At 45.6% G+C, this 22606-nt stretch carries 23 protein-coding genes and 1 tRNA gene; 6 read left to right on the top strand and 18 right to left on the bottom strand.

Annotation, left to right across the window (positions count from 1 at the left end; translation table 11 throughout):
- Positions 1-537 precede the first annotated feature (537 nt).
- The 14 genes from MHO32_RS21240 to MHO32_RS21305 form a co-directional block, all read right to left on the bottom strand.
- Entirely contained in the window at positions 538-1692 is a 1155-nt protein-coding gene (locus MHO32_RS21240; protein WP_005449185.1) for a flagellin, read from the bottom strand.
- A gap of 491 nt (positions 1693-2183) precedes the next feature.
- Positions 2184-3374, bottom strand: a complete 1191-nt coding sequence (gene flgL / locus MHO32_RS21245) for a flagellar hook-associated protein FlgL (protein ID WP_005449187.1) — start codon at positions 3372-3374, stop codon at positions 2184-2186.
- Positions 3375-3387: 13 nt separating this feature from the next.
- Positions 3388-5301 carry a flagellar hook-associated protein FlgK gene (flgK, locus tag MHO32_RS21250; protein ID WP_005449189.1) on the bottom strand — a complete coding sequence of 638 codons (1914 nt, stop codon included), beginning with the start codon at positions 5299-5301 and terminating at the stop codon, positions 3388-3390.
- A gap of 167 nt (positions 5302-5468) precedes the next feature.
- Positions 5469-6395 (bottom strand): flagellar assembly peptidoglycan hydrolase FlgJ, encoded by a 927-nt coding sequence (gene flgJ, locus MHO32_RS21255; protein WP_239213881.1) that lies wholly within the window; start codon positions 6393-6395, stop codon positions 5469-5471.
- 18 nt (positions 6396-6413) lie between these two features.
- A complete protein-coding gene (locus tag MHO32_RS21260) occupies positions 6414-7505 on the bottom strand; it encodes a flagellar basal body P-ring protein FlgI (protein ID WP_005449193.1) in 1092 nt (363 codons plus the stop codon).
- Between the two features lie 44 nt (positions 7506-7549).
- A complete protein-coding gene (flgH, locus tag MHO32_RS21265) occupies positions 7550-8329 on the bottom strand; it encodes a flagellar basal body L-ring protein FlgH (protein ID WP_005449195.1) in 780 nt (259 codons plus the stop codon).
- Between the two features lie 29 nt (positions 8330-8358).
- On the bottom strand, positions 8359-9147 hold the full coding sequence (gene flgG / locus MHO32_RS21270) for a flagellar basal-body rod protein FlgG (RefSeq protein WP_005449197.1): 789 nt from the start codon (positions 9145-9147) through the stop codon (positions 8359-8361).
- Between the two features lie 18 nt (positions 9148-9165).
- A complete protein-coding gene (locus MHO32_RS21275; RefSeq protein WP_239213884.1) occupies positions 9166-9915 on the bottom strand; it encodes a flagellar basal body rod protein FlgF in 750 nt (249 codons plus the stop codon).
- Between the two features lie 318 nt (positions 9916-10233).
- Positions 10234-11547 carry a flagellar hook protein FlgE gene (gene flgE, locus MHO32_RS21280; protein WP_005449201.1) on the bottom strand — a complete coding sequence of 438 codons (1314 nt, stop codon included), beginning with the start codon at positions 11545-11547 and terminating at the stop codon, positions 10234-10236.
- Between the two features lie 31 nt (positions 11548-11578).
- A complete protein-coding gene (flgD, locus tag MHO32_RS21285; protein ID WP_005449203.1) occupies positions 11579-12286 on the bottom strand; it encodes a flagellar hook assembly protein FlgD in 708 nt (235 codons plus the stop codon).
- Positions 12287-12303: 17 nt separating this feature from the next.
- Positions 12304-12717: a flagellar basal body rod protein FlgC gene (gene flgC, locus MHO32_RS21290; RefSeq protein ID WP_005393132.1), complete on the bottom strand. Its 414-nt coding sequence runs from the start codon at positions 12715-12717 to the stop codon at positions 12304-12306.
- Between the two features lie 5 nt (positions 12718-12722).
- Complete coding sequence (gene flgB / locus MHO32_RS21295; RefSeq protein WP_005449205.1) at positions 12723-13118, bottom strand: flagellar basal body rod protein FlgB; 396 nt, start codon at positions 13116-13118, stop codon at positions 12723-12725.
- Between the two features lie 346 nt (positions 13119-13464).
- A complete protein-coding gene (locus tag MHO32_RS21300) occupies positions 13465-14292 on the bottom strand; it encodes a protein-glutamate O-methyltransferase (protein WP_009696835.1) in 828 nt (275 codons plus the stop codon).
- 11 nt (positions 14293-14303) lie between these two features.
- Entirely contained in the window at positions 14304-15230 is a 927-nt protein-coding gene (locus MHO32_RS21305) for a chemotaxis protein CheV (protein WP_005449208.1), read from the bottom strand.
- Positions 15231-15306: 76 nt separating this feature from the next.
- Here MHO32_RS21305 and flgA point away from each other — a divergent pair, with 76 nt between their 5' ends.
- The 3 genes from flgA to MHO32_RS21320 all read left to right on the top strand — a co-directional run bounded on the left by flgA (position 15307) and on the right by MHO32_RS21320 (position 16935).
- Positions 15307-16053, top strand: a complete 747-nt coding sequence (gene flgA, locus MHO32_RS21310) for a flagellar basal body P-ring formation chaperone FlgA (protein ID WP_045488675.1) — start codon at positions 15307-15309, stop codon at positions 16051-16053.
- 115 nt (positions 16054-16168) lie between these two features.
- Entirely contained in the window at positions 16169-16483 is a 315-nt protein-coding gene (gene flgM / locus MHO32_RS21315; protein WP_005425628.1) for a flagellar biosynthesis anti-sigma factor FlgM, read from the top strand.
- A gap of 26 nt (positions 16484-16509) precedes the next feature.
- The gene (locus MHO32_RS21320; RefSeq protein ID WP_005449212.1) at positions 16510-16935 is read left to right on the top strand and encodes a flagella synthesis protein FlgN; all 426 of its coding nucleotides are present in this window, start codon (positions 16510-16512) and stop codon (positions 16933-16935) included.
- A gap of 153 nt (positions 16936-17088) precedes the next feature.
- Here MHO32_RS21320 and flgP read toward each other — a convergent pair whose 3' ends face one another.
- Positions 17089-17520, bottom strand: a complete 432-nt coding sequence (gene flgP, locus MHO32_RS21325; RefSeq protein WP_005449214.1) for a flagellar assembly lipoprotein FlgP — start codon at positions 17518-17520, stop codon at positions 17089-17091.
- A 9-nt stretch (positions 17521-17529) separates the two neighbouring features.
- Complete coding sequence (locus tag MHO32_RS21330; RefSeq protein ID WP_005449216.1) at positions 17530-18168, bottom strand: FlgO family outer membrane protein; 639 nt, start codon at positions 18166-18168, stop codon at positions 17530-17532.
- 171 nt (positions 18169-18339) lie between these two features.
- Between MHO32_RS21330 and MHO32_RS21335 the strand changes: the two genes are divergently transcribed.
- Both MHO32_RS21335 and MHO32_RS21340 read left to right on the top strand, forming a co-directional pair.
- Positions 18340-19473, top strand: coding sequence for a flagellar assembly protein FlgT (locus MHO32_RS21335; protein ID WP_050907079.1), 1134 nt, complete (start codon positions 18340-18342; stop codon positions 19471-19473).
- Between the two features lie 68 nt (positions 19474-19541).
- Positions 19542-19618, top strand: a tRNA-Arg gene (locus tag MHO32_RS21340).
- A 107-nt stretch (positions 19619-19725) separates the two neighbouring features.
- Here the strand turns inward: MHO32_RS21340 and MHO32_RS21345 are convergent.
- Positions 19726-19983, bottom strand: coding sequence for a hypothetical protein (locus MHO32_RS21345; RefSeq protein ID WP_155483423.1), 258 nt, complete (start codon positions 19981-19983; stop codon positions 19726-19728).
- A 319-nt stretch (positions 19984-20302) separates the two neighbouring features.
- On the opposite strand from MHO32_RS21345, the gene MHO32_RS21350 reads away from it, so the two are divergent.
- A complete protein-coding gene (locus MHO32_RS21350) occupies positions 20303-20809 on the top strand; it encodes a hypothetical protein (protein WP_005449220.1) in 507 nt (168 codons plus the stop codon).
- A gap of 430 nt (positions 20810-21239) precedes the next feature.
- Here MHO32_RS21350 and MHO32_RS21355 read toward each other — a convergent pair whose 3' ends face one another.
- A complete protein-coding gene (locus MHO32_RS21355; RefSeq protein ID WP_005449221.1) occupies positions 21240-22199 on the bottom strand; it encodes an OmpA family protein in 960 nt (319 codons plus the stop codon).
- Positions 22200-22606: the final 407 nt, after the last annotated feature.

Genomic DNA, 22606 nt, shown 5'->3' on the forward strand with positions numbered 1-22606 from the left:
AGTGTTTACATTCACTGCCATGGTGATTTCTCCAATTGATTTTCCGATGTAGCGGTTTCCGACGTCTCGGAAAACCAAGTAGTTCTCTCAAAGTTACTTCTATTAACGACTCGGATTTCAGAAGCTTTAGAAAAAAATAAAAAAAAGTGAATTAGCGAGATTTGGCTAGAAAAATTGGAGAAAAGTAGAAAAAAGCGCTCAAGTTTCTTAGATTCACGCCGAGCGGAATGTTTTGTACATAAAACAACCAAAAGCGAATAAAAGCAGTCAGTTAGAGCGGTATCAGTAAGGAGGTTTGCTGGAAGATAGAAAAGAAAAAGCCCCTTTTCCTTTGAGAGAACCGGGGCTAGGTTGGTAGCCAGAGCCTATGTGGAGATCAAGAGAAATGAACACATATCCGACACACCGGGTGCAACCTTACATTGAAAATGATTGGCAGGTGAGAGATGAGAGAGCCGCACATTCTATTATAAAGTTGCTTGCCAAAAGCCTGCATTCCCATCCACGTCTGAATGTATTGAGTACAGGCTAGGTAAACTACTGCAATAGTGACATCGCAGAGTTTGGCAATTGTTTCGCTTGAGCAAGAATCGAAGTACCTGCTTGTTGCAAAATTTGCGCTTTGGTCATTTGCGTTGTTTCTTTCGCAAAGTCCGTATCTTTAATTCGGCTGTTAGACGCATCGACGTTTTCTTGGATGTTTGCCAAGTTGTTGATGCTGTGGCTTAGACGGTTTTGCTTCGCACCTAGGTCCGCACGTTGTGAATCAACATACTTAAGTGCTGAATCCAATACTGAAATCGCGTTTTGAGAACCTTGTACGGTTGTCATATCGATGTCTTGTACTGATGTACGTACTGGCTCGTCACTTAAACCCAAATCAGAAGCTAGACCACCAGAGATTGAAATCTCACCTTGAACGTTCGGGTGCGCTACAAATACTTGCAGCTTGCCGTCTTCACTCACCGATGCGTTAATCATATCAGATTGACCGTTGATGTACGTTGCCAACTCTTCAATATCATCGCCTGCTTTCGCATTGATGCTGATTTCTAGATCATCTGGGTTGCCATCTTCATCTTCACCCATACCTGGTAGTGTGATTTTTAGATCAGCTTTAGCAGGATCAACACCCCAGTCTTTGTCTTTGCCATTCTCAGAGAAGAAAGTCACACCGCCCATACGTTGGTCATCCGCACGGATGCTTGTTAGAGCCATGATCATTGCTTCACCAGAGCTTGAACCAATTTGGAATGCTGCTTCACCAAACGAACCGTTCAATAGACGACGACCACCAAATGATGTCGTTTCTGCGATACGGTTTAGTTCATCCGTCAACGCTGATGATTCTTCGTTGATCGCCTGACGCTCAGCCGGAGAGTTAGTACCGTTTGAAGATTGGATCGCCAAGTCACGCATACGTTGCATTACTGACGTCGCTTCGTTCATCGCACCTTCTGCCGTTTGGGCAATCGAGATACCGTCGTTTGCGTTACGCATTGCCACATCTAGACCACGAGACTGAGCCGTTAGACGGTTAGAGATCTGTAGACCTGCTGCGTCGTCTTTTGCACTGTTAATCTTGTGACCAGATGAAAGACGTTCCATCGAAGTATTAAGTTCGTTGGTCGCCTTGTTTAAATAACGCTGCGCGGTCATCGCGGAGACGTTAGTACTAACTGTTACAGCCATTTTGCTCTCCTTTTGAGTTCGCAAGCTTTTGCGAAGCGGCCAGCTTTACTCTCATTTGGATAAGCACTGACCGTAAAAATTACTTGCTAAATCTGCCTATATGGCAGGGTTTAGAATCTCGTAAGTCTGTTCTGACAACATCAATACAATTTGTGTGCCAACTTGAATTTAATAACTCACTCTTTTAAAAACGAGCAAATAAACAACAAGTTAGTTCAGCAATGAAAGGGCGTATTCGCCTTTTCCTTCTGCTGAGTTACGTTATCAGCCAGTTGTTGATCTATTGCCGCTTGATTTGCCGCGAACCTCATTGCCGCTTTCGGTAAAATCGTGCCGCTTGGCTCGCATTACTCGGCATTTTCCGTTGATTTCTCGCGCTTAAGGCTTTGCACATAAGGCATTAAAATTACGGATTAAAGGCGTTACTCTTCCATTCAGATGCTATGGGCATCTCGCTAGGTTTCAGCAGCGCTAGATCGAATTAAGTGTCGCTAAATATAGTTAAATAGCGTTAGGTCTTTGGTTTTACCAAAAGCCTGTTGCGAGGCTTGCAGTGCACGTGAGTTCTCGCTGAACTCGATGACCGCCTTGGAATAATCCAAATCCTCAAAATTGCTCTTCGCTTTCGCCAGAGACAAATTAAAATCTTCGTGGTTTTGCTCTTGAATATCGAGCGTGCTCAACTTAGCACCCAAATCGGTTCTTACTTTGTTCATATGAACAAATGCCGCTTGGAATTCTTCTGTCATTTGATGCAGCTTCGCGGTCGCCGAAGCGTCTGATACCGAGCTCTCCGACCATTGCATGGTTTCTCTAAACGCATCAAAAATACTAAAGGTTTGGCGTGGCTCTAACGTAATGCTGTCGCCAGCCGATACTTGACCTTTAAGCTGAATATTCACGCCTTCGTATTTGATGCCATCAACAGGTGAATAATCATCAACCTGCACGATGCTGCCGTCTTTTTCTAACTGATAACCAAACTTGCCGTTACTCATATCCACAAAGGTCACTTTGTAGTTTGAGTTATCTTCTGACGCACTCGTTGCTTGACCAAGCAACAACTCAGAGCCTTCTTGTAAATCGTATTGTGGTTCGAAATCACCAAACGGATTCGGGATCTCTGAAAACAAGTGGTTACCTGGGTAGTTGATGCCTAGCTCAATATTGCTCGCAATCTTCATCTTGCGTTGGTAATCATCGCCGGTGTACACAACGCTGCCATCGTTATCTCTAAAAAACGGCTGAGTTTTCGGCTTAGTACCGGCAAAAACGTAGTTACCTGATTCGTCTTGAGTGTTCACTAGCGCCAAGAAGTTATTGGCAATCTCTTCAAGCTCGCGCTTTTTCGCGGCACGGTCTTCTGGAGAGTAAGCACCGTTGATCATTTCCATCGAAATACGCTTCGATTCATCGGTGAACTCCTCAGCATTGGCAATCACGACCTCTTGGTTTTCTAGTCGGTTACGAACCAGAACGATTGCATCAAGGTACTGCTTTAGCTGTTCTTCTTGTTGACCAATACTCTGTATGTAGTGCGTCGCCAACGGGTTATCGCTCGGCTTGGTCAACTGCTTACCAGAAGCAAGTTGCTCCTGATTGTGGTGAACTTTGTTTTCCTGACGGCGCAAATCGTTTTGCACCGACTGGTAGTTATGGAAGCTGGAAATTCGAGTTAACATCTACGGCCTCCTGTTATCGCAATTGCAAGATGGTGTTGAAGGTGTCATTTGCCGCCTGCATCACACGAGAAGAGGCCATATACGCCTGTTGGAACTTCATCATGTTTGCCGCTTCTTCATCGAGGTTTACCCCCGAGATCGACGCCACTCGCTCTTGCGCTGCTTCACTTTCTAATTGAGCGACATCGGCTAAACGACTTGCAGTAGATGTCTTCAAGCCCACATCTGTGTTCAAGTTGTAGTAAAGACTAACCAGAGTCGACTCATTGCCGTTCATCTTCTTGTCGGTTTGAATATTCAGCATCTTACGTAAGTTGCCGTTATCACCTTCAGAAGGCACAAGGTTAGCCGTAAACTTATCGTTAGGTAGTGCACCACTCGTGAGCTCAAATACCGTCGCGCCACCGTTTTTATAACCCGGATGGTTACTTGGTAAGCTTACCGACACAGGTCCAGTTGGTGGGTATGGCTGCGGAGCCATAAGCACATTGCCTTTGGTGTCCGTAACAGCAAATTGATCGCCGGTAGGAGAAACCACTACCTCAAACTCTCGTAGGTCACCTGCGTCAACGATTTCAAACTTCGCGTTGCCTTGAGCGAATGTGGTTGACGCTTCATAGCTCTGCGCTGCAATGGCTTTTGGGTCGTTGGTTTCAACTTTTATTTGTGCCGCACTGCTGCGCGTTGGGCGAAGTAAAATGTGCTCACCGACTTTAGGTTCATTGCGCACTTCCACTCGCATACCATCAAGATAGAAAGCATTCCCTGAATCGGTGTTCAGCTTAACGGTTTCACCATTCGGCTTCGTCACACTGTAGCTGTCGCCATCGTAACGAAGCGAATACTCACCGCCTTTCAGCGCACTAATGTCGTTGATGTATACCGCCATATCAGCAGTAGATTGAGGTCCGGCTACCACACGAGATTTCGCTAACGGCTCTGAGTTCACATCGGTAAACAAAGGGTCACCGACATTGCCGTAGTGGTCCAAACCTTGTGATTGCAAGTGGTTCACTTCACTTGAAAAAGCAACCGATAGGCGACCAAGTTCATCCATCACTTGAGGGATGTGCTCGTCGCGCATTTTCAATAGTGCCCCAATTTTGCCGTCAATATCGTCCGATTTGATCGCTTTAATGCCGCCACCTTCAACCATAGCAAGACGACGTTCATGGACGTCAGGAAAGCCATCAATCATCTTCAGCTGGCTAGCTTCAGTGCCTGAAACAAGCGTATGTCCGTTACCAATATGCACATTGAAACCTTCAGCGTTTTTTCGCGGGGTCACGGTAACTTTGGTGTATTCAGACAGCTCTTTAATCAGCTTTTCATGTTGGTCCATCAAATCGTTATGAGGACCTGGGGTTCGCATCATCAATCGATGAACATCGCGGATCTCAACGGCAAGTTGGTTCACGCGTTCAATGCCCATATCCAGTGACTTATTCGTCACATCGGATTGCTGACGTACGGTTTCGTGGAATTCGTTTAAGGTATCGCTAAGCAGTTTGGCTTTTTCCAACACTACTTTACGCGCCCCCATGTCATTGGGAGTGTCCGCCATGGTTTTCACAGCATCAAACCATTCGTTCATGTTCTCTGGGATCTTTTTCGATGCCACAGAAGACAACATGCCAGACAGCAAATCGAGGTTCTTTTCGTTATCTAGCTTATTGGCGTAGTTGGTGGTGGACAGATTAAGCTCTTTAACGGCAAATTCATCCCATGAGCGGCGAACATTTTCCACATGCACGCCCATGCCGTAGGTAGAGCCGCCAAATTGGCGTGGGTCATTGGTGCCTTGGATAACAGACTGACGGCTGTAACCCTCTGTATTAGCATTAGAAATGTTATGACCAGTCGTATTCAACTGTCGCTGAGCAGTAAGCACACTTTGTGTACCCACATTCAACAGATCTGACGCCATACATGCCCCCAAAAACGAAATAAAATCGGTATTGACCGATCACCTAGTTAGCATTTAGCAAAAGATGTGCCAGTTTAGAAAAGAAAGAGAAACCTAGGAAAAAAGAAAGGCTTGCACCATAGCAAGCCTTATCAAGAAGTGTCTTAAGCATTCAAAATCGTTATGAATTACATGCTCTCGATTTTCTGCTTCACCTGCAGTACTTTGTCTGCGTAATTTGGATCGGTTGCGTAACCTGCACTATGGATACCACGAATAAATGATTCCGAATCACCTTTCTGTTGAAGAGCGGTTTCGTAGCGCGGATTTTCATTCAAGAAACGCACATAATCATTAAAGCTGTCTTGGTAGTTAGAGTAAGAGCGGAATGCGGCAGTCTCTTTCACTGGCGTATTGTCATGGAATTCCAAGGTTTGAGTCGTTACCTTATCACCCTGCCAGCTTCTGTCCGCTTTGATGTTGAATAAGTTGTTGCTGCTACCACGCGCATTCTTCACCACCTTTTGCCCCCAGCCTGTTTCTAGCGCGGCTTGAGCAAGCAGTAATGACGGCTTGACACCCAGTGCTTTTGCTGCGCGATCAGCGTAAGGCTTCATCGAGTTAACGAAGGATTCTGGTGTATCAAAACGTGACGGCTCTGAACCAGGACGAGACAGCTGACCCGATTCAATCAAGCGCTGCTCAATCTCGCGCGCTTTTTTAGGGTCTACACGACGATATTCCACAGCATTGTTTGCCGCATCGCGCATTGCTGTTTCACTCTTGTCATCGCCCTGGCCTACCGTCAACTGCTTAACAATCATGTCAGCTAGCCCCATTGAACCTGAAGCACTCAGTTCACTTGCCATTTGTTCATCAAGCATTTGGCGGTAGAACTTTTCGTTCTGACTATTCATGAAGTTCGATTCGAAGCCTTCATTCGCCTCACGCATTGATTTCAGCATCATCGACGTAAAGATAGATTCAAACTGACGAGCGGCCGCACGCAGTGCTTCATGCTCGCCGTCTTTGCCTTCTTTTACGGCTTTCTGACGCAGCGTATCAAGGGAGCTGATGTCGTGAATAAAGCCGATATCGTTAGGATTGTTCACCATGGTTTGCCTCCTAATCGATTAGATGATGATCAACTGGCCTTCAATGGCACCAGCTTGTTTTAATGCTTGCAGAATCGCCATTAAATCAGAAGGTGCTGCACCAACTTCATTAACCGCACGAACGAGATCATCCAGTGTCAAACCCGGTTCAAACTTGAACATCTTGCCTTTTTCTTCACTCACTTCGATATCAGAATCCGGCACGACAACCGTTTGACCACCAGAGAAGCTGTTCGGCTGACTAACGTTAAGGTTTTCTTTGATTGCGACTGTCATACCACCATGCGTTACGGCCGCTGGTTTAAGACGGACATGCTTACCGACCACGATAGTGCCAGTGCGAGAGTTAACAATGATCTTTGCTGCGCCATCTGCCGGGTCAAACTCTAGGTTCTCAATTGCCGATAGGAATGCAACGCGTTGGCTGATGTCTCGTGGAGCACGAACACGCACAGACGTGGCATCGACAGCACTAGCCATCTGAGGACCAAGGAAGTTGTTTACCGCATCAGCCATACGCTGCGCAGTCGTGAAATCAGAATCCAGTAGGTTAAATGTGATGTAGTCGCCACGCCCAAATGGGTTTGGGATTTCACGCTCTACTGTTGCACCGCTAGAGATAAGACCGACCGTCGGGTTGTTACCAACGATTTTTGAGCCGTCGGCACCTTCTGCACTGAAACCACTGACAACAAGATTACCTTGAGCAACGGCATAAACTTGTCCATCTAGACCTTTTAGGAAAGTTTGTAACAAGGTACCGCCACGTAAACTTTTCGCGCTACCGATTGAAGAAACCGTCACGTCAACTTGCTGACCCGGTTTCGAAAACGCAGGTAGCTCAGCCGTTACCATTACTGCGGCAACGTTTTTGATCTTTGGCTTTGTGCCCGGCGGCATCTGAATGCCGAAGTTTTGCAGCATTGCCGCGAAGCTTTGTTCTGTAAACGGATTGGATTCACCCGTTCCTGGTAAGCCTGAAACCAAGCCATAACCCACGAGTTGGTTACTACGCACACCTGCCACCTGCGCGACGTCTTTGATACGTGCAGCTTGGGCTGTGGTTGCGAACAGTGCAACGCTCATCAGTGCTAATAGGATTCTTTTCATGCTTACTTAATCTCTTGCAGTCAAATTGCCGTCAATGCGGCGTTTTATAGGGCTACATTAAAGAATCGTGCCAAGAAACCAGGCTCTTGCATATCTTGTGGTAGACCCGTGCCAGAGTATTGAATTCTTGCGTTAGATACGCGATTTGACGCAATAGTATTGTCGAAGTTGATGTCATCAGGACGAATTGTGCCGCTCAGGCGAATGTACTCGTCACCCGTGTTTAGCGTCATCCACTTTTCGCCACGGATCACTAGGTTGCCGTTTGCCAGCACCTCAATCACTTCCACCGTAATGTAACCGCTGATGCTGTTACTCTGTTTCGCCGAAGAATCGCCAGCAAACGTGTTGGTGTTGTTCAAATCGTAAGAGAAGTTGTACTTACCGCCCACTTGCAGCTCTTGACCACCCACCGACAGCGGTTCCATCTTCGCGTCGTTGGTTTTCGATAGATCCGCATTTGCACTCTTAGTCGCACGAGTCGTCTCATCGAGCGTCACGGTAATGATGTCACCAATGCCACGAGGTTTAGAGTCATCGTACAGGTCAGTAATGTGTTCTGCGCTAAACAAAGAGCCCGTTGCCGCCGCGTAATGCTCTGGCTTTTGCTTAGGATGAATCGGGGCCCATGCCGGATCGCCTGCTACTGGATCGCTTCTGCCACGCAGAGTATCAATGATGCCGCTGCTCTCGTCTTTCGACTTATCGCCTTCAACCGCATCAACCACTGTTGTTGCTTGGCTGACTTCATCTGTTTCGATAGGCTCTAGCATCGTACAGCCAGACATCGTAGCGATAAGTGCAAGTAGACAAATACGTTTCATCATTGGCTCCTAAATCCCGATTCTAGCGATTAAAGCTGCTGGTTAACGAAGCTCATCATCTTATCGACAGATGAGATCACTTTTGAGTTCATTTCATACACACGCTGCGCTTCGATCATGTTGACCAACTCTTCAGTCACGTTCACGTTTGATGCTTCAAGCATGGATTGGCGAATTTCGCCCAAACCATCAAGACCTGGGACACCTTCTTGTGGGTCACCGCTTGCGCCTGTTGGTAGGTAAAGGTTTTGACCGATTGGCTCTAGACCACCAGGGTTTACGAAATCGGTAATGGTTAACTGACCAACCACAACGTTGTTTTGCTCACCACGGATACGTACAGAGACTTCACCGTCAGTACCGACAGTAATCGAGATAGCATCTTCAGGAATCACGATCTCTGGCTCAACTGGGTAACCGGAGCCAGAGGTCACTAGCGTACCTTCGCCGTTTAGCGTGAACTGACCGTTACGAGTGTAACCAATGTTGCCGTCTGGCAGTGTCACTTGGAAAAAGCCATCACCCTCTACCATCATATCGAGAGCGTTAGTTGTAGTTTGCGCGTTACCGTGCGTGTGCACTTTTTGTGTCGCAACCACTTTAGAGCCGGCACCCAGCATCAAACCACTTGGCAGTTCAGTGTTTTGAGACGATTGACCGCCAGGCTGGTTAATGTTTTGGTAGAAAAGATCTTCGAATACCGCGCGGCTTTTTTTGTAGCCCACGGTAGAGGCGTTCGCCAAGTTGTTCGAAATCGTTGCGATGTTGGTCTGCTGGGCATCTAAACCCGTTTTACTTACCCATAGTGCTGGATGCATTGTGAACCTCTAACTCTGTTAACTCATACGAAGCAATGAATCTGAAGATTTATCCATCTCTTCAGCGGTGCTCATCATCTTGACTTGCATTTCAAACTGACGCTGAAGGTCAATCAGAGCAGTCATTTCACCCACGGCATTTACGTTACTACCTTCAATTGCACCAGTTTGGATGCGGATAGTGCCGTCTGCTTCGTAAGGCTGGTTTGGAGTTTTATGGCGGAATAAGCCATTGGTATCTTTAAATAAGCTTTGATCGTCTGTGCGTACAAGCTTAATACGATCAACCACTTCTAATTCTTCGGCAGGCGCACCTTGAGGCAGTACAGAGATGGTGCCATCACGACCGATTTCGATTTTGGAGACTGGAATGGGTAACGTAATTGGCGCGTCGTTTTCGCCCAGTACCACATGACCACTAGCGTTTGTCAGTAAGCCATTTTGATCAACTTTTAGGTTACCGTTACGCGTCAAACCTTCTTTACCAGTTTGGTCCATAACCGCAATCCAACCGCTGCCTTCCACTGTAATATCAAGATCGCGACCTGTAGTGATCACACTACCTTGCGCAAAGTTGTGCCCTGGACGTTCCGTCATGCTGAATACACGTGAAGGTAAACCTTCACCATAAGCTTGCATAGAACGAGCTTGTGCCAAGTCAGCACGGAAACCCGTTGTACTCACGTTTGCCAAGTTGTTGGCACGCAATTGCAGGGCCTGCATATTTTGCTTGGCGCCGCTCATTGCGAGAAACAGTGCGCGATCCATAAATTACTCCAAAAATTCTCTGTACGAAGGAGTAAAAGCAATAGTTATGCCAACATTAAAATAATGTTATTAATCAAAGACTTGAACATGAAATGTAGTCTTTAAGATGGCAATTCAATGAGAATCAACCAAAAGAGAGGCAATGTTTTGATCCGCTTAGCGGCAATAGCGGCAAGCTGGAGATCAAAGCATGCCCAACCTGAATTGAGGTAATTTCAGGTTGAGCATCAGATGAATGTCATGATGTTATCAAACGAAGCGGCAAGCGCACGCAGCGTTTGATTAAACAGATTACCTAGTGAGCTATCAATTAGCGCTCTAGCGAATCTGCAGGATATTTTGTTGTAGCTGGTTATGTACTTCTAGCGCACGAGAGTTCGCTTGGAAGTTACGCTGAGCAGAGATCAGATCCACCAGCTCCTGAGTCATATCAATGTTTGATTGCTCTAGCATACCGTTGTTAATAGTACCGAAAGAGCCCTTGTTAGATTCACCCCAGATCTTGTCACCAGAGAACTGTGTTGAATCCCATTGAGTACCGCCTTTTTTATCCAAACCTTGCTCGTTAGGAACACGAACCAGCGCTACACGACCCAATGTTACGTTTTCACCGTTTGAGTAAGTACCCAACACGCTACCGTTCTCATCAAAGTCGACTTTGGTTAGGAAGCCTGTTGTCGCACCATCTTCATCGAACTTAGTTAGCTCAAATGGAGCGGCAAACTGTGTTGCTGAACCTAGACCAAAGTTAAGTGTTTGCGCAATGTCCGCACCGTTCAGATCAAGTGGTGTCGTGTTTGTCGCAGGATCGCCCAACGCTACCGATGTGATTGGCTGACCATTGTTTAGGCTCGCCAATGTACCGTCGTTGTTGAACTTCATTGTGTGACCAACATGACCCGTTGGCGTTGCCGCATCACCGTTTGCGATGTTCAATGGCTTCTCACCACCTTTATCTGTCACGGTGTAGTAGGTTTGCCACGTGTTCGGTTGAGTTTGGTCTTTCAAGTAGTACGTAGTTAACTTGTAAGACTGACCCATAGAGTCATAAATCGTCGAAGACGTAGAGCGGTTATATGTATCCGGGTCAGAAAAATCAAACTGAGTTGGATCTTTCAAATCACCGTTAGCAGGTAAGTTCACACCCACTTCAATGTTCGCTGTTTGCTTTGGCTTACCAAATTCTGCAGGAATATTGATTGGTTGTGGCTCGTAAGATGAAACCTCACCAGACTCTGGGTTTACTTGGTAACCAAGTAGGAACTCATCGTTCGCTGTTACCATGTAGTTGTCTTTGTTCAAATGGAATGCACCGTTACGTGTCATTTCATTTTGTTGTGGGATAAGACGATCTTTCGCTACCGCGAAGAAGCCCGTACCCGATACACGCAAATCCATTGGGTTATTGGTGTAAATGCTTGAACCTTCGTGGAACTGTTGCGCCACTTGGTTCGCTTGTGCACCGCCACCCGGAGTGGTTTTTGCGTTAGTGAACAAAGAGTTTGAGTACACATCGCTGAATTCCGCACGAGACTCTTTAAAGCCGTACGTGTTGGCGTTCGCAATGTTGTTACTGGTGGTGTTCAAATCCAGTTGAGCGGAGGACAAACCGCTTAAAGATACATATGACATTCCAAAATCTCCTAACCTGACGTGCTATTGATTACGCTTTGCCAACTTCCAAAACTTCTGCAAGTCGAACTGGCGATTCAAAGCCTGCCAGATTGAGTAATACGTTACCGTCACCCTTGCCTAGCAACACACTGTTCACGTTCGCGTAAGTAGATACTGGGAACTCTTGAGACTCCCCTTCTACCAAGCCAGACGCTTTCACATTGTATTTGCCAGCAGGCATCGGATTACCGTTTTCATCATTACCGTCCCAAAGTACACGAGTATCACCGGCTGGTTTCGCACCTACCTCAAAAGTACGCACCAGTTGGCCCGCTTCGTTTTCTACTCGGACAAATAAGTTGTCGATCGGTTGTGCTAGCTTAACCATTGCCGCCATTGCCGCATTGTCTTGCTTCACACCCGCCGCACCTGGGACCAATACGTCACGACCAACCAAAGAGGAAGCTTGTAACGCTTGGTTTGATGTCATTGACGAGTTTAAGCTCTCGAACTGAGAGTTCATCTTGCCAATACCATCTACGGTCGCAAATGACGCCATTTGCGCAATCATCTGGTCATTACTTACCGGCTTAAAAGGGTCCTGTTGAGACAATTGCTTAGTGAGCAAAGATAGGAAGTCTTCCTGTTTCAGGTCCTGCTTACCTGTACTCTCTTCAGTCTTCTTGTTCTCTTGTAGGCTTTTAAGCTGGTCGATATAGGACAAGCCGCTTTGACCAACGTTGTTAATTCCGGCCATACGCTACCCCCTTATCCTTATTGACCCATCTGCAGCGTACGCAGCAGCATTTGTTTACTAGAATCAGCCACTTGCACATTAGTTTGGTATGCGCGAGAAGCTGAAATCATGTTTGCCATTTCTTCCATTACATTCACGTTAGGCTTGTAGATGTAGCCTTCCTCGTTTGCAAGGGGATGGTCAGGGTTGTACTCCGCACTAAGCGGTTTATCGCTTTCTACAATACCCATCACTTTCACTGGCACCGTATCACCGCCACGCATGGCGTTACTTAACTCAGCACCAAACACAGCATGACGAGCCTTATAAGTGTCTTTCGCAGAACTGCTGACACTGTCGGCATTCGCCAAGTTGCTTGAGGTAGTATTCAGACGAACGGACTCAGCGCTCATTGCGGAACCTGTCACATTGAAAACGTTAAATAAGCTCATCTAAATTATTCCCCTTTGATTGCTTTGGTTAAGTTCTTGAATTTGCTGCCTAGAAAGTCGAGTGATGCTTGGTGTCTAATTTGGTTTTGCATAAACAAGTTACGCTCTAAATCCAAATCAACCGTGTTGCCATCGCCCGTATCTGGTTGCGTAGGTAGACGATATAGCTTGTCCCCGACCAACGTTGTAGTGGCAGGAATGTGCCGACCATCTGTGCGGCTAAGACCAATGCTTGCCCCAGATGTTGCCGCCTGCAATTCCTTGGCAAAGTCTAAACCTCTTGCTTTATAACCAGGCGTGTTTGCTTGCGCGATGTTGGTGGAAATCACCTCCGCGTTGCGCTCACGTACGCCCACCGTGTACTGGTGGATGCCTAGTGCGTTGTCAAAAGATATAGCCATGTTTGCCTCTACATTAAGAACTGACCGTAATTAATAACTAAAAAGCAATTAGCGTGCCAAAAATAGAACATGCCATTTTGCCGCTTCAGTTATCGACGTAATGGTTTGCAATAAGCAAGCCAATGTTATTGATGGAGTGTCATACGAATCGAGTAATCAGCTCGACTCTTTAAAAAATATACACCCTATGGTCGGGAGCAGGCAAAAATGGCGTGAGCTTTTAGAACAAGGGCGCGAAAAAGCGATGTAAGAATAAGAGACGTGAAAAAAGACAAGGAAAAAGAAAATCGAATAAAAAAGAAAAGCCTGACACAAGGTCAGGCTTTGGAATGGGTTAAAGAGTCCGCTATTTTAACTTGTAAATAATGCCAGGGTTGCAGCGCACCATTTCAAATCGGTCAGTCAAACCTGTTAGCGATTCTGACGCACCAAGCAATAAGTAACCACCGGGGTTAAGGCTGTTTGCCATTTGGTTTAGTACTTTAGACTTCATCTCTGGCGAGAAGTAAATCAGTACATTGCGACAGAAGATGATGTCGAATTTGCCCATAAGTGCATAACTGTCCATCAAGTTCTGAGGACGGAAGTTCACTAGGCGTTTTACGTTGTCTTTCACTTTCATGCGACCGTCTCCCGCATCTTCAAAGAAGGTGCGGCGACGCTCAGGAGAAAGACCACGTCCCAATGCTAGGTTGTCGTACAAACCCGCACGACACATATCCAACATGCTCGATGAGATGTCCGTAGCCGTAATCGATACGTTCGGAAGCAGTCCTGGTTTACGCTGTTGTGTTTCCAGAACAGTCATCGCCATTGAGTAAGGTTCTTGACCTGACGAGCTGGCTGCAGACCAAATTTTGATTGGTCGTTTGTTTGCCGCCATCTCCGGCAATAGTTTATCAGCTAATACCGTGAACGGATAAGTATCTCGGAACCACAATGTTTCGTTAGTCGTCATTGCATCAACAGCAGCAATACGCAGCTCACGATTGCGACCTGTCACGACATCACGCAGCAGATCCGACAAAGAAGCAAGCTTGAACTTAGTCACAAGCGGGCTCAGTCGACTGCGCACTAGGTACTGTTTGCTGTCACCTAATACGATGCCACATTGTGATTCTAGAAAACGGCTAAAGTCACGATACTCTTGATCACTGATTGTAATAGCAGTCATTAATGTCTCTTTTATTGTGTTAAAGCAGATTTAACCGCGTTACCCAATTCGTCTGGGTTAAATTTCGCAATGAAGGTGTTCGCACCTACACGCTCAACCATGGCTTGGTTGAAGACGCCACTCAATGAGGAGTGAAGGATAACATAAAGGTTCTTCAAATCTGCATTTCTGCGAATTTCAGCTGTTAAGGTATAGCCGTCCATCTCTGGCATCTCGATATCCGAAATCACCAAGGAGATCTGATCGTAGATACTACCCTCTTGTGCCATTTCGATCAGCTTATTGTACGCTTCTTTACCATCTTTCACAGAGACAACTTCAAATCCGATAGAAGTAATTGCTCTTTCAACCTGTTTACGCGCAACCGTAGAGTCATCCGCAATCAAAATACGACGTACGATTGGCTTTTCTTGTTCTGCGACTGCAATTTCTTCACCGATGGTTGAATCCATGGTTTCATCTACTGGTGCAATCTCAGCCAAGATCTTCTCAACGTCCAGAATTTCAACTAGCTCGTTGTCGATGTTAGTGACTGCCGTTAGGTAGTGTGCTTTACCTGCGCCATCTGGCGGCGGCAAAATCGCTTCCCAGTGCATGTTAATGATACGCTCAACAGAAGATACCAAGAACGCCTGGATTGTTCGGTTGAACTCAGCGATCACAACAAAACACTTGTCAATATCAGTCGTCGGACGACCACCAATAGCCAAGCTTAAATCGATCACTGACACGGTATGGCCACGGATATGAGCGACACCTTTAACCAGCGGGTGTAGATTTGGCATCGAAGTCAGCTTAGGGCACTGAAGTACTTCTTTTACTTTGAATACGTTAATGCCGTAGCGCTGTCGACCCATCAATCGGAAAGTAAGTAGCTCCAATCGGTTTTGGCCGACGAGTTGCGTACGCTGATTCACCGAGTCAAGAATCCCCGTCATATGCTCATCTCCATCTCAAACTTTTTGTTTTTAAATGATACTCTACCACTGGCAGGCATAATACCAGAGAAACAGTATGGCGTATCATAATATAAATTCGACACCATTTACTATGACAATATGTAGAGCGTTATTTACAAAGTACGCTAAGTTTATCGGCATTTTGCTCAGTATGTTTAGCTTTTTTGTTCATTCAGCAACGGAAAGTCAAATTGAGCAAATCAGAACCGCCGCTGAACAGCACATTCTTAGCACGGTAGAGCAGCCAGCGGGAGGGAAATTAACAGTCAATGCGGCAAATATTGATCCACGTATCAAAGCCACGGATTGCCCAGAGCCACTGGAAACGTCTGCATCATCAACCAGTAGCACACGTAGCAACATCAACGTCTTAGTCGAGTGTCTGGCTGACAACTGGAAAGTTTATGTCCCAGTTAGGATCTCAGCGTCAGTGCCAATGATCGTTTCTACCCGCCAATTGGGTCGCGGCGAGATCATTAGCGCTTCAGATGTCACCACATCAATGATCGAGCTTCAGCGTTTTCGCAAAGATGGCTTTACTAACTTTGAGCAAGTAGTTGGCGCAAAGTTAAAACGCAATGTTCGCTTGGGTGACGTGGTCGAACGTAACGATGTGTGCGTAGTTTGCCGAAATGAAAAAGTGACGATTCGAGCCGTAAAAGGCGGCATGACCATCACCACACAGGGTACGGCATTGCAAGATGGATCATCTGGTGATCAAGTAAGAGTGAAAAATGATAAGTCCCAACGTATAATAGAAGGAATTGTGACAGGTATTGCGGAAATCACCATCACCTTCTAAGGTAGGCTGGTGTACGGCAAATCGATCAATAAAAATGCAAAAAATCTCTAAAGTTATTTTGCGCTTGGTCGATAGTCTGGATACCAGTATTACGATACGAGTTTAAGGTTGAGATATGGCAGGTATAGATAATATACGTTCAGGTCAGATGATGACGACGACAAGTCGCGCTCCTGCACGTACTGATTCTAGTGCGACCAGCACAACAGAATCAAAGAAAGCGCCAGCACAACAAGACGCGGTATCATTAAGCCAACAAGGCAAAGCAGTCAGCAAACTCCAAAAGGATATGGCAGCTTCTCCGGCTTATGACAGCGCGAAAGTGGCGGCAATTAAAGAAGCAATTGCAAACGGTTCATACAAAGTTGACCCAGAAAAACTGGCTGACAATATGATTAAGTTTGAAAATGAATTGCAAGGCAAAAGCTAACTGACTTAGGCCCAAGGTAAGTATTCATGGCAGCATTAGTCGATCTTGTAAACTTCCAACTAGAAAATGCAAAAGCACTTTCTGGTGTGTTACGTCAAGAAACACAGGCGATCAGCGCTCGTGTGTCTACTGAGATCGAAAAACTCGCCAAGGAAAAGATGACACTCATTGGTCAACTAAGAACCACCGACCAGCGAATCGCCTCTCACCCGCACGTCAATCAACTTACCGAAGATGAAAACCTGAGTCAGGTTGTCGCTCAAATCCAATCTATCGTTCTCGATTGTCAGCAAGTAAACCAAATGAATGGTGAATCGCTCAATCGTGCCCAATCGAGTTTCAATAAACTCAACAACATGCTTCAACGCACGCACGGAAAGGTCGGCATGACTTACAACTCCGGCGGCAAAACTCACACCATCTCCACACTAGGCACCAACATCAAAGCCTAGCACTTTTCTTCTGTCCTTCAGTCTATTTAAACTGCCGTCTAATACAGCAAGTTTATTAGCTTCACTCATTCCCAAAAAGTATCACGTATAAAAAAGCGACCAATTGTTGCCAATCAGCCGCTCAAAAAGATCATCTGTTTAGTGAAGATTGAATTAGAACAAGGTCTGCTGACGCTTCTCAGGCACCTGTTGCACTTCACCGTAGTCGCGTAATTTATCCATCTTACGGATATCCAAACGCAACTCTGTCACATAGCTGTCTTCAACTAAGTAACTACGTACCACTTCTGCACCACGAATCACACCGTCTACAGCACCGCTTGTGCTTTCAATGCCTAAACGTTGGTCTTCCAACTGCGCACGACCACTTACACGCATGCCATATACTTGCTCGGCAAGTTCGCGGTACGCATCGATCTTAGATGCACGCATTGCACGAACGCGCTTCTCTTCCATTGTGCGACCGGTTTGCTCACTAACGCTTGCATAACCCACCGCCACTAAAATTTCGTCTTGACGCATCTGCTGCAGAGGCTGACAACCCACCAGCACTAAGGTCGCGATAATAAATAATAACTTCTTCATGTCTGTTTCCTACGGGCGGAGAATCACTGTGTATGGCTGACGGATGGTTGGGTCAGAACGAATCAACACACCATCTTGAGTACGGATGCTATTAAGCGTATCCAGATCACGACCGATACGGTCCGCAGGTAAGAAGCCTTGCGCCGTAGCAACAACAATGCGGCTCTGCATACCGACAATGCGTGCGTTGACGAGGACACCGCCTTCTTGACGTAGCATTGTGCCCGTCAATACGTACTGGATCTCTTGCTCTTGTGCCAGATCTTGCCAATCTCGGCTCAGAGCGAAATCTCCCTGTTGGGTTACTTGGATTGAACCTGTCGTTTTAAAGTCGACAACTTTAAAACCGCGACGTTGGAACTGGTGGATAAACCCTTCCGATACTGAGTTACCCAACCAATTGGTTGAATCCATGTTTTGCAGGTCGACAAAAGAAGTAATCGCAACGGGCGTACGTGACGACACTGCAACGTTTGAAACCATCAACTCTTCAGTCATGCTTTCAATAAAGAAATCCATCGTATGGCGTGGACTGTCCATTAACATGAACTGACTGCCAGAGTACGGTTCTTTACCATTATAAATTGGTGAGTATGCGCACGATGTTAAAAGCGTCATCATCGATGCGGCAACAAGCCATCTTTTCATGGTTTGATTCTCCAGATAATCTTAGGTGTTACTGCTCTTTACTGACTTCATTTCTATAAAGTGCAATCTTGGAACAGTCTTTGCTTTTCTTCTGTTTGTCGAACGAAAGAAAGCTCACCAAACTTCACTGAAATTGGTAAAGCAATATTTATACCCGAACGGTTACAAACAATGAAAAAAATAATTTTTAGCCTTATATCAATCACTTTCATATTGATCCTACCATTTCGTGCGGTGGCATCTTGGTATGAAGTGACAGGCGTTGCCACGATCGTTTCTTCAGATGAAGCGGCAAGGCTACATGCGTTAGAGGACGCACTCTTTAAAGCCGTCAACTTTTCGGGTGCGGATATCGGTAGCATCAGTAACTTGATGCCACTGCTAGAAGAAAGCCGTAAAGAGTACCAATTCACGAACCATGAAGTACGTTACATCTTGGTAGAATCTGAACGTAAACGTGGCGGCAAGATGGAAATGAGGATCCGAGTGGACATCTATCCGTCGGCAACGGGTTGCCACGTGAATCAATACAAGAAGACGGTATTAGTCGGCAATATTGATGTTGCCTCTCCGCAGCAAGCGGTGATGGGACAGATCTACAACGTGGGCAATGATTTTAGTCACGTCGTCAACCGCCAGTTAGATCAAACATCGCGCAGCTTTGTTTCTGTCGGCACCACAGACTATTCGATCTCAGCGAAGTCACCAGAACGCACCCAGATGATTGCTCAAGATAATGGCGCTCAGTACATCATCGGTGGTGTGATTACAGACTTAACGGCAACCATTGATGCCAAACTACTCCAAGATGATGTGATCAACCGTCAGTTTGCACTAGAGATGAAAGTCTTTGATGGCAAGACAGGTCACGAGGTCTACCACAAAAACTATCGTGAAGTGGCACACTGGCCTTTTGCAAAAACCAGTCAAGTAGATACTCGTAGCGCACGTTTCTGGGCATCGACTTACGGTGAGATGATGCTGCGTGTGAGCCGCAATATCATGCTAGACCTAGAATCAGAGCTGTCTTGTAAGATCACGCTTCCTGAAGTCGTTGCAGTATTTGGCAATACCGTAACCATGGATCTTGGTCGTATGCACGGCGTAAAAGAAGGCGACCAGCTACAACTTTGGCACACGGCGTCGTTCATCGATCAAAATGGCTTGCCGCGTAACAAGGTGTCTCAGAGTGAAATTACCCTAACGGTTTCTCGTGTTTACGAACACGAAGCGGAGCTCACGATTGACCAGCCAAACCTTGCGTCTAGCGTGCAAATTGGCGACGTAATGAACAAGATGTTGTAGATGCACGTATAAAGCATTGCCATATGCCTACTTTTGAATATCATAGGCAACGCATCTTATTTGATTACGCCCCCATGGCACAGCTGGATAGCGCAGTCCCCTCCTAAGGGACAGGTCGTAGGTTCGAATCCTACTGGGGGCGCCACATAGATCAACGCCTTAGCTATAACTTTAGCTAAGGCGTTTTTGTTTGTATCCACAAAATGTCCATGCATTGAGGTTGATGCCCCGAATTCTCCCAATAAGCAAACCTTACTCAAGGTAAAACTGAGCCATCCATTCTTTTAAGTCTTCATACAGCATTTCATACTCTTTTTTACTCTCATTAACATCCCAGCTCGACTTAAGCTCCAGCATTTTTTTCACTTCCAATACCGCAACTTCCCTCACCTCCTTGGGTGCATTTGCAAGGTCATCTAGCATTATCTCCAGTTGGGAAAAATGTAAGCCAGATTCAAAACTAAACGTGGATGGTTTTGCGAAACGCAATCGATAAAAAGCATTCATCATATTTCTCCCGTGGCATTAAATAGCTCATGCTAACAAATTTTTTCATATATGTGTGTTGATGCATTATTGGCACTTCTTATTACTCCTCAAATTGCAACAAAGTAAATACACCATGAGACTTCTCTTTTATCGACTACTCTTAGCAGACAAACTTTTTGCCGGCTTTGAGGGAGTGCCTAACTCAAGAATTCTGTCTTGATTTAGATGTATCAGAAAAGATTCAATACTCATGCTATTTACAGTTTTGTATTTTATTACTTTAATTATCTATGAGTTTTGCTTACCCTTTTAGCTATTAACAAAACTATTAGTTAGCACTATGTCTAAGAGCAATTTAATTACAAACACTGGACACCGCTTCATCTCGAAGGGCAAAACGGCCTTCAAGATTCATATCCACACACCGGATGACACGGTTTTACACCGCTCCGTAGGTTTCGTTCGCATTGGAGAAAAGAAAGGGCTTAAAAAGGCTATCAAGCTGCGTAACGAGCTTGGACGGGAGATGTGGGGTAAATTTTGGCGTCGTCTGCTGAAAGACCCCTATTTAATGACCAGACTGCCGCATAGCGTCGAACCAAAGATTGTCCATAAGCCTAACCCTACCCTAGAGGATCCTGATAATAGAGACACCTGCTACATTGCGAAATGGCGTGAGTTTAACGATGCTGGCGAGTACAAATATAAAACGGTCGTGCGCTCTATTAACAAGTACGGCAAACTGGCCGCCTATATGCAAACAAAGAAAGCGTTGCTGGATGCACACAAAGATAACCTGGAAATCCTGACGTTTATGGGGCGTCTCAACAGCATTGACCTCAAGTGACCTTTATTCCTTCCTTTCATTGAGTGTTCTTCGCTGATAAACAGATATACCCAAGTAACCTCGAGATGCAGGGTTCAGCGAGAATGACTTGTTTTGTAGACGCGGCGACGATTTAAAGGTCTAGTGGACCTAAATCAAGAACCGACAACAAAGTATACAAGCCAAGGTTCTTACTATTTGCAAAGAGTACCCTTTGGGAGTGTGTCATTGACTCGCTTTTTTATTAAACCAATGGCTGCGTCAAACAACTTGGAATGAGCAGGTACGCTACGTTGTTTTCCTTGCTTGCTTTCGGTAAATAGGGAATCAATGACAACGCTCTGAATCCGGAATCTTAAAGTCACTTGGGTATATAAAAAAACCCCAAAAGAGCGAACTCTTTGGGGCTTTTCGTATCTAGCTTTCTAACGGTTAGTGTTAGATTTCGCGATTATTGTTGAACTTGGTATTCAAACTCAGGAACAACGATTTCTACGCGACGGTTTTGCTCACGACCTTCACGAGTGTCGTTTGAAGCGATTGGGTTGTTTTCACCTTCACCACGAGCGTGAATGCGAGAAGCATCGATACCTTTCTCTACAAGAGCATTTGCTACAGATTCAGCACGCTTCTCAGAAACTTTTAGGTTGTATGCCGCTGGACCAGAAGTATCTGTGTAGCCAATTACATCAACGTTTGCTTGTGGGTACTCGTTTAGGAACGCTACTAGGTCGTCTAGTTTTGCTGCGCTCGCAGGTTTAAGCGTTGTGCTGTTTAGCGCAAAGCTACCTGTACCGATTGTTTGAGTTTCGAAAGTTTTCGTTACAACAACTGGTGCAACAACTTCTTCTACTACTACTTCTTCAACTACTGGCTCTTCTTCAACAACCACTTCGTCTTGACCGCCAAACTTGAATGACACACCTAGAGTTGCTGTGTTACCCATTGCTTTTACTGAATCGTTGTTGATGTCAGTGATTGTTTGGTATTCCGCACGTGCTGTTACGTTTTGGCTAACGTTGAACTCAAGACCAGCCGCACCTAGGTAAGAGTAATCGTCTTTACCGTCGTTCATCATTAGGTATGCGCCACCAACTTTACCGTAAAGAGCGATGTCTTCAGTGATTGGTAGGCTGAATTTAGGAGCAAGAGTGATTGCTTCTACGTGACCGCCGAAAGAAGTTTGGTCAAAATCACCAAGGTTGTCGAAGCCTGCTTCTACTGAGAAGTAGTCATTCATTTCGTAACCAACAAAAGCACCTAGAGTAGAGCCATCTTTGTCACAAGCTTGACCAGCTACACAAGCGTCTTCCATCCAAGACTTACCCATCTTACCGCCCACGTACACTTCTGCGTGTGCTGCTGAAGCCATAAGTAAAGAAGCTGAAATTACCGCTGCTAGTTTTTTCATTATTGATTCCTCTAAAAGAAGTTCTCTTGTTCGTAACGAAATGCGCCGCCTGACTGACGTTGTATTTCAATTCTTTTATTCAAATCCTTTGATTTTGATACTGAAGTAACTTCCGCAATTTTGCATAAAAGTTACTTGGGTATGGATCCTGACCAGTGATGCATATTGCTGCTTCACTGATGGCGAGCACTATAACTCCAAGAAATCCCAAGACAAATCCCAAAACTGTCAATTTAATGTCATCGAAAAGCATGACTTTATGTGATCTAGAGCACTCAAATACGAGTGATAGCAATGACGCAAACGTTTGCGTGACATTTCAAGATAAAATAAGTAAAGCAAATTAACTTCTCATTAATGAGACGATATTTAAGGAACTTTATGGATTTTGGTGCTAAGTCAGAGAG

It is taken from the genome of Vibrio sp. MMH1-50, assembly GCF_022347645.1.
GTDB lineage: Bacteria > Pseudomonadota > Gammaproteobacteria > Enterobacterales > Vibrionaceae > Vibrio > Vibrio harveyi.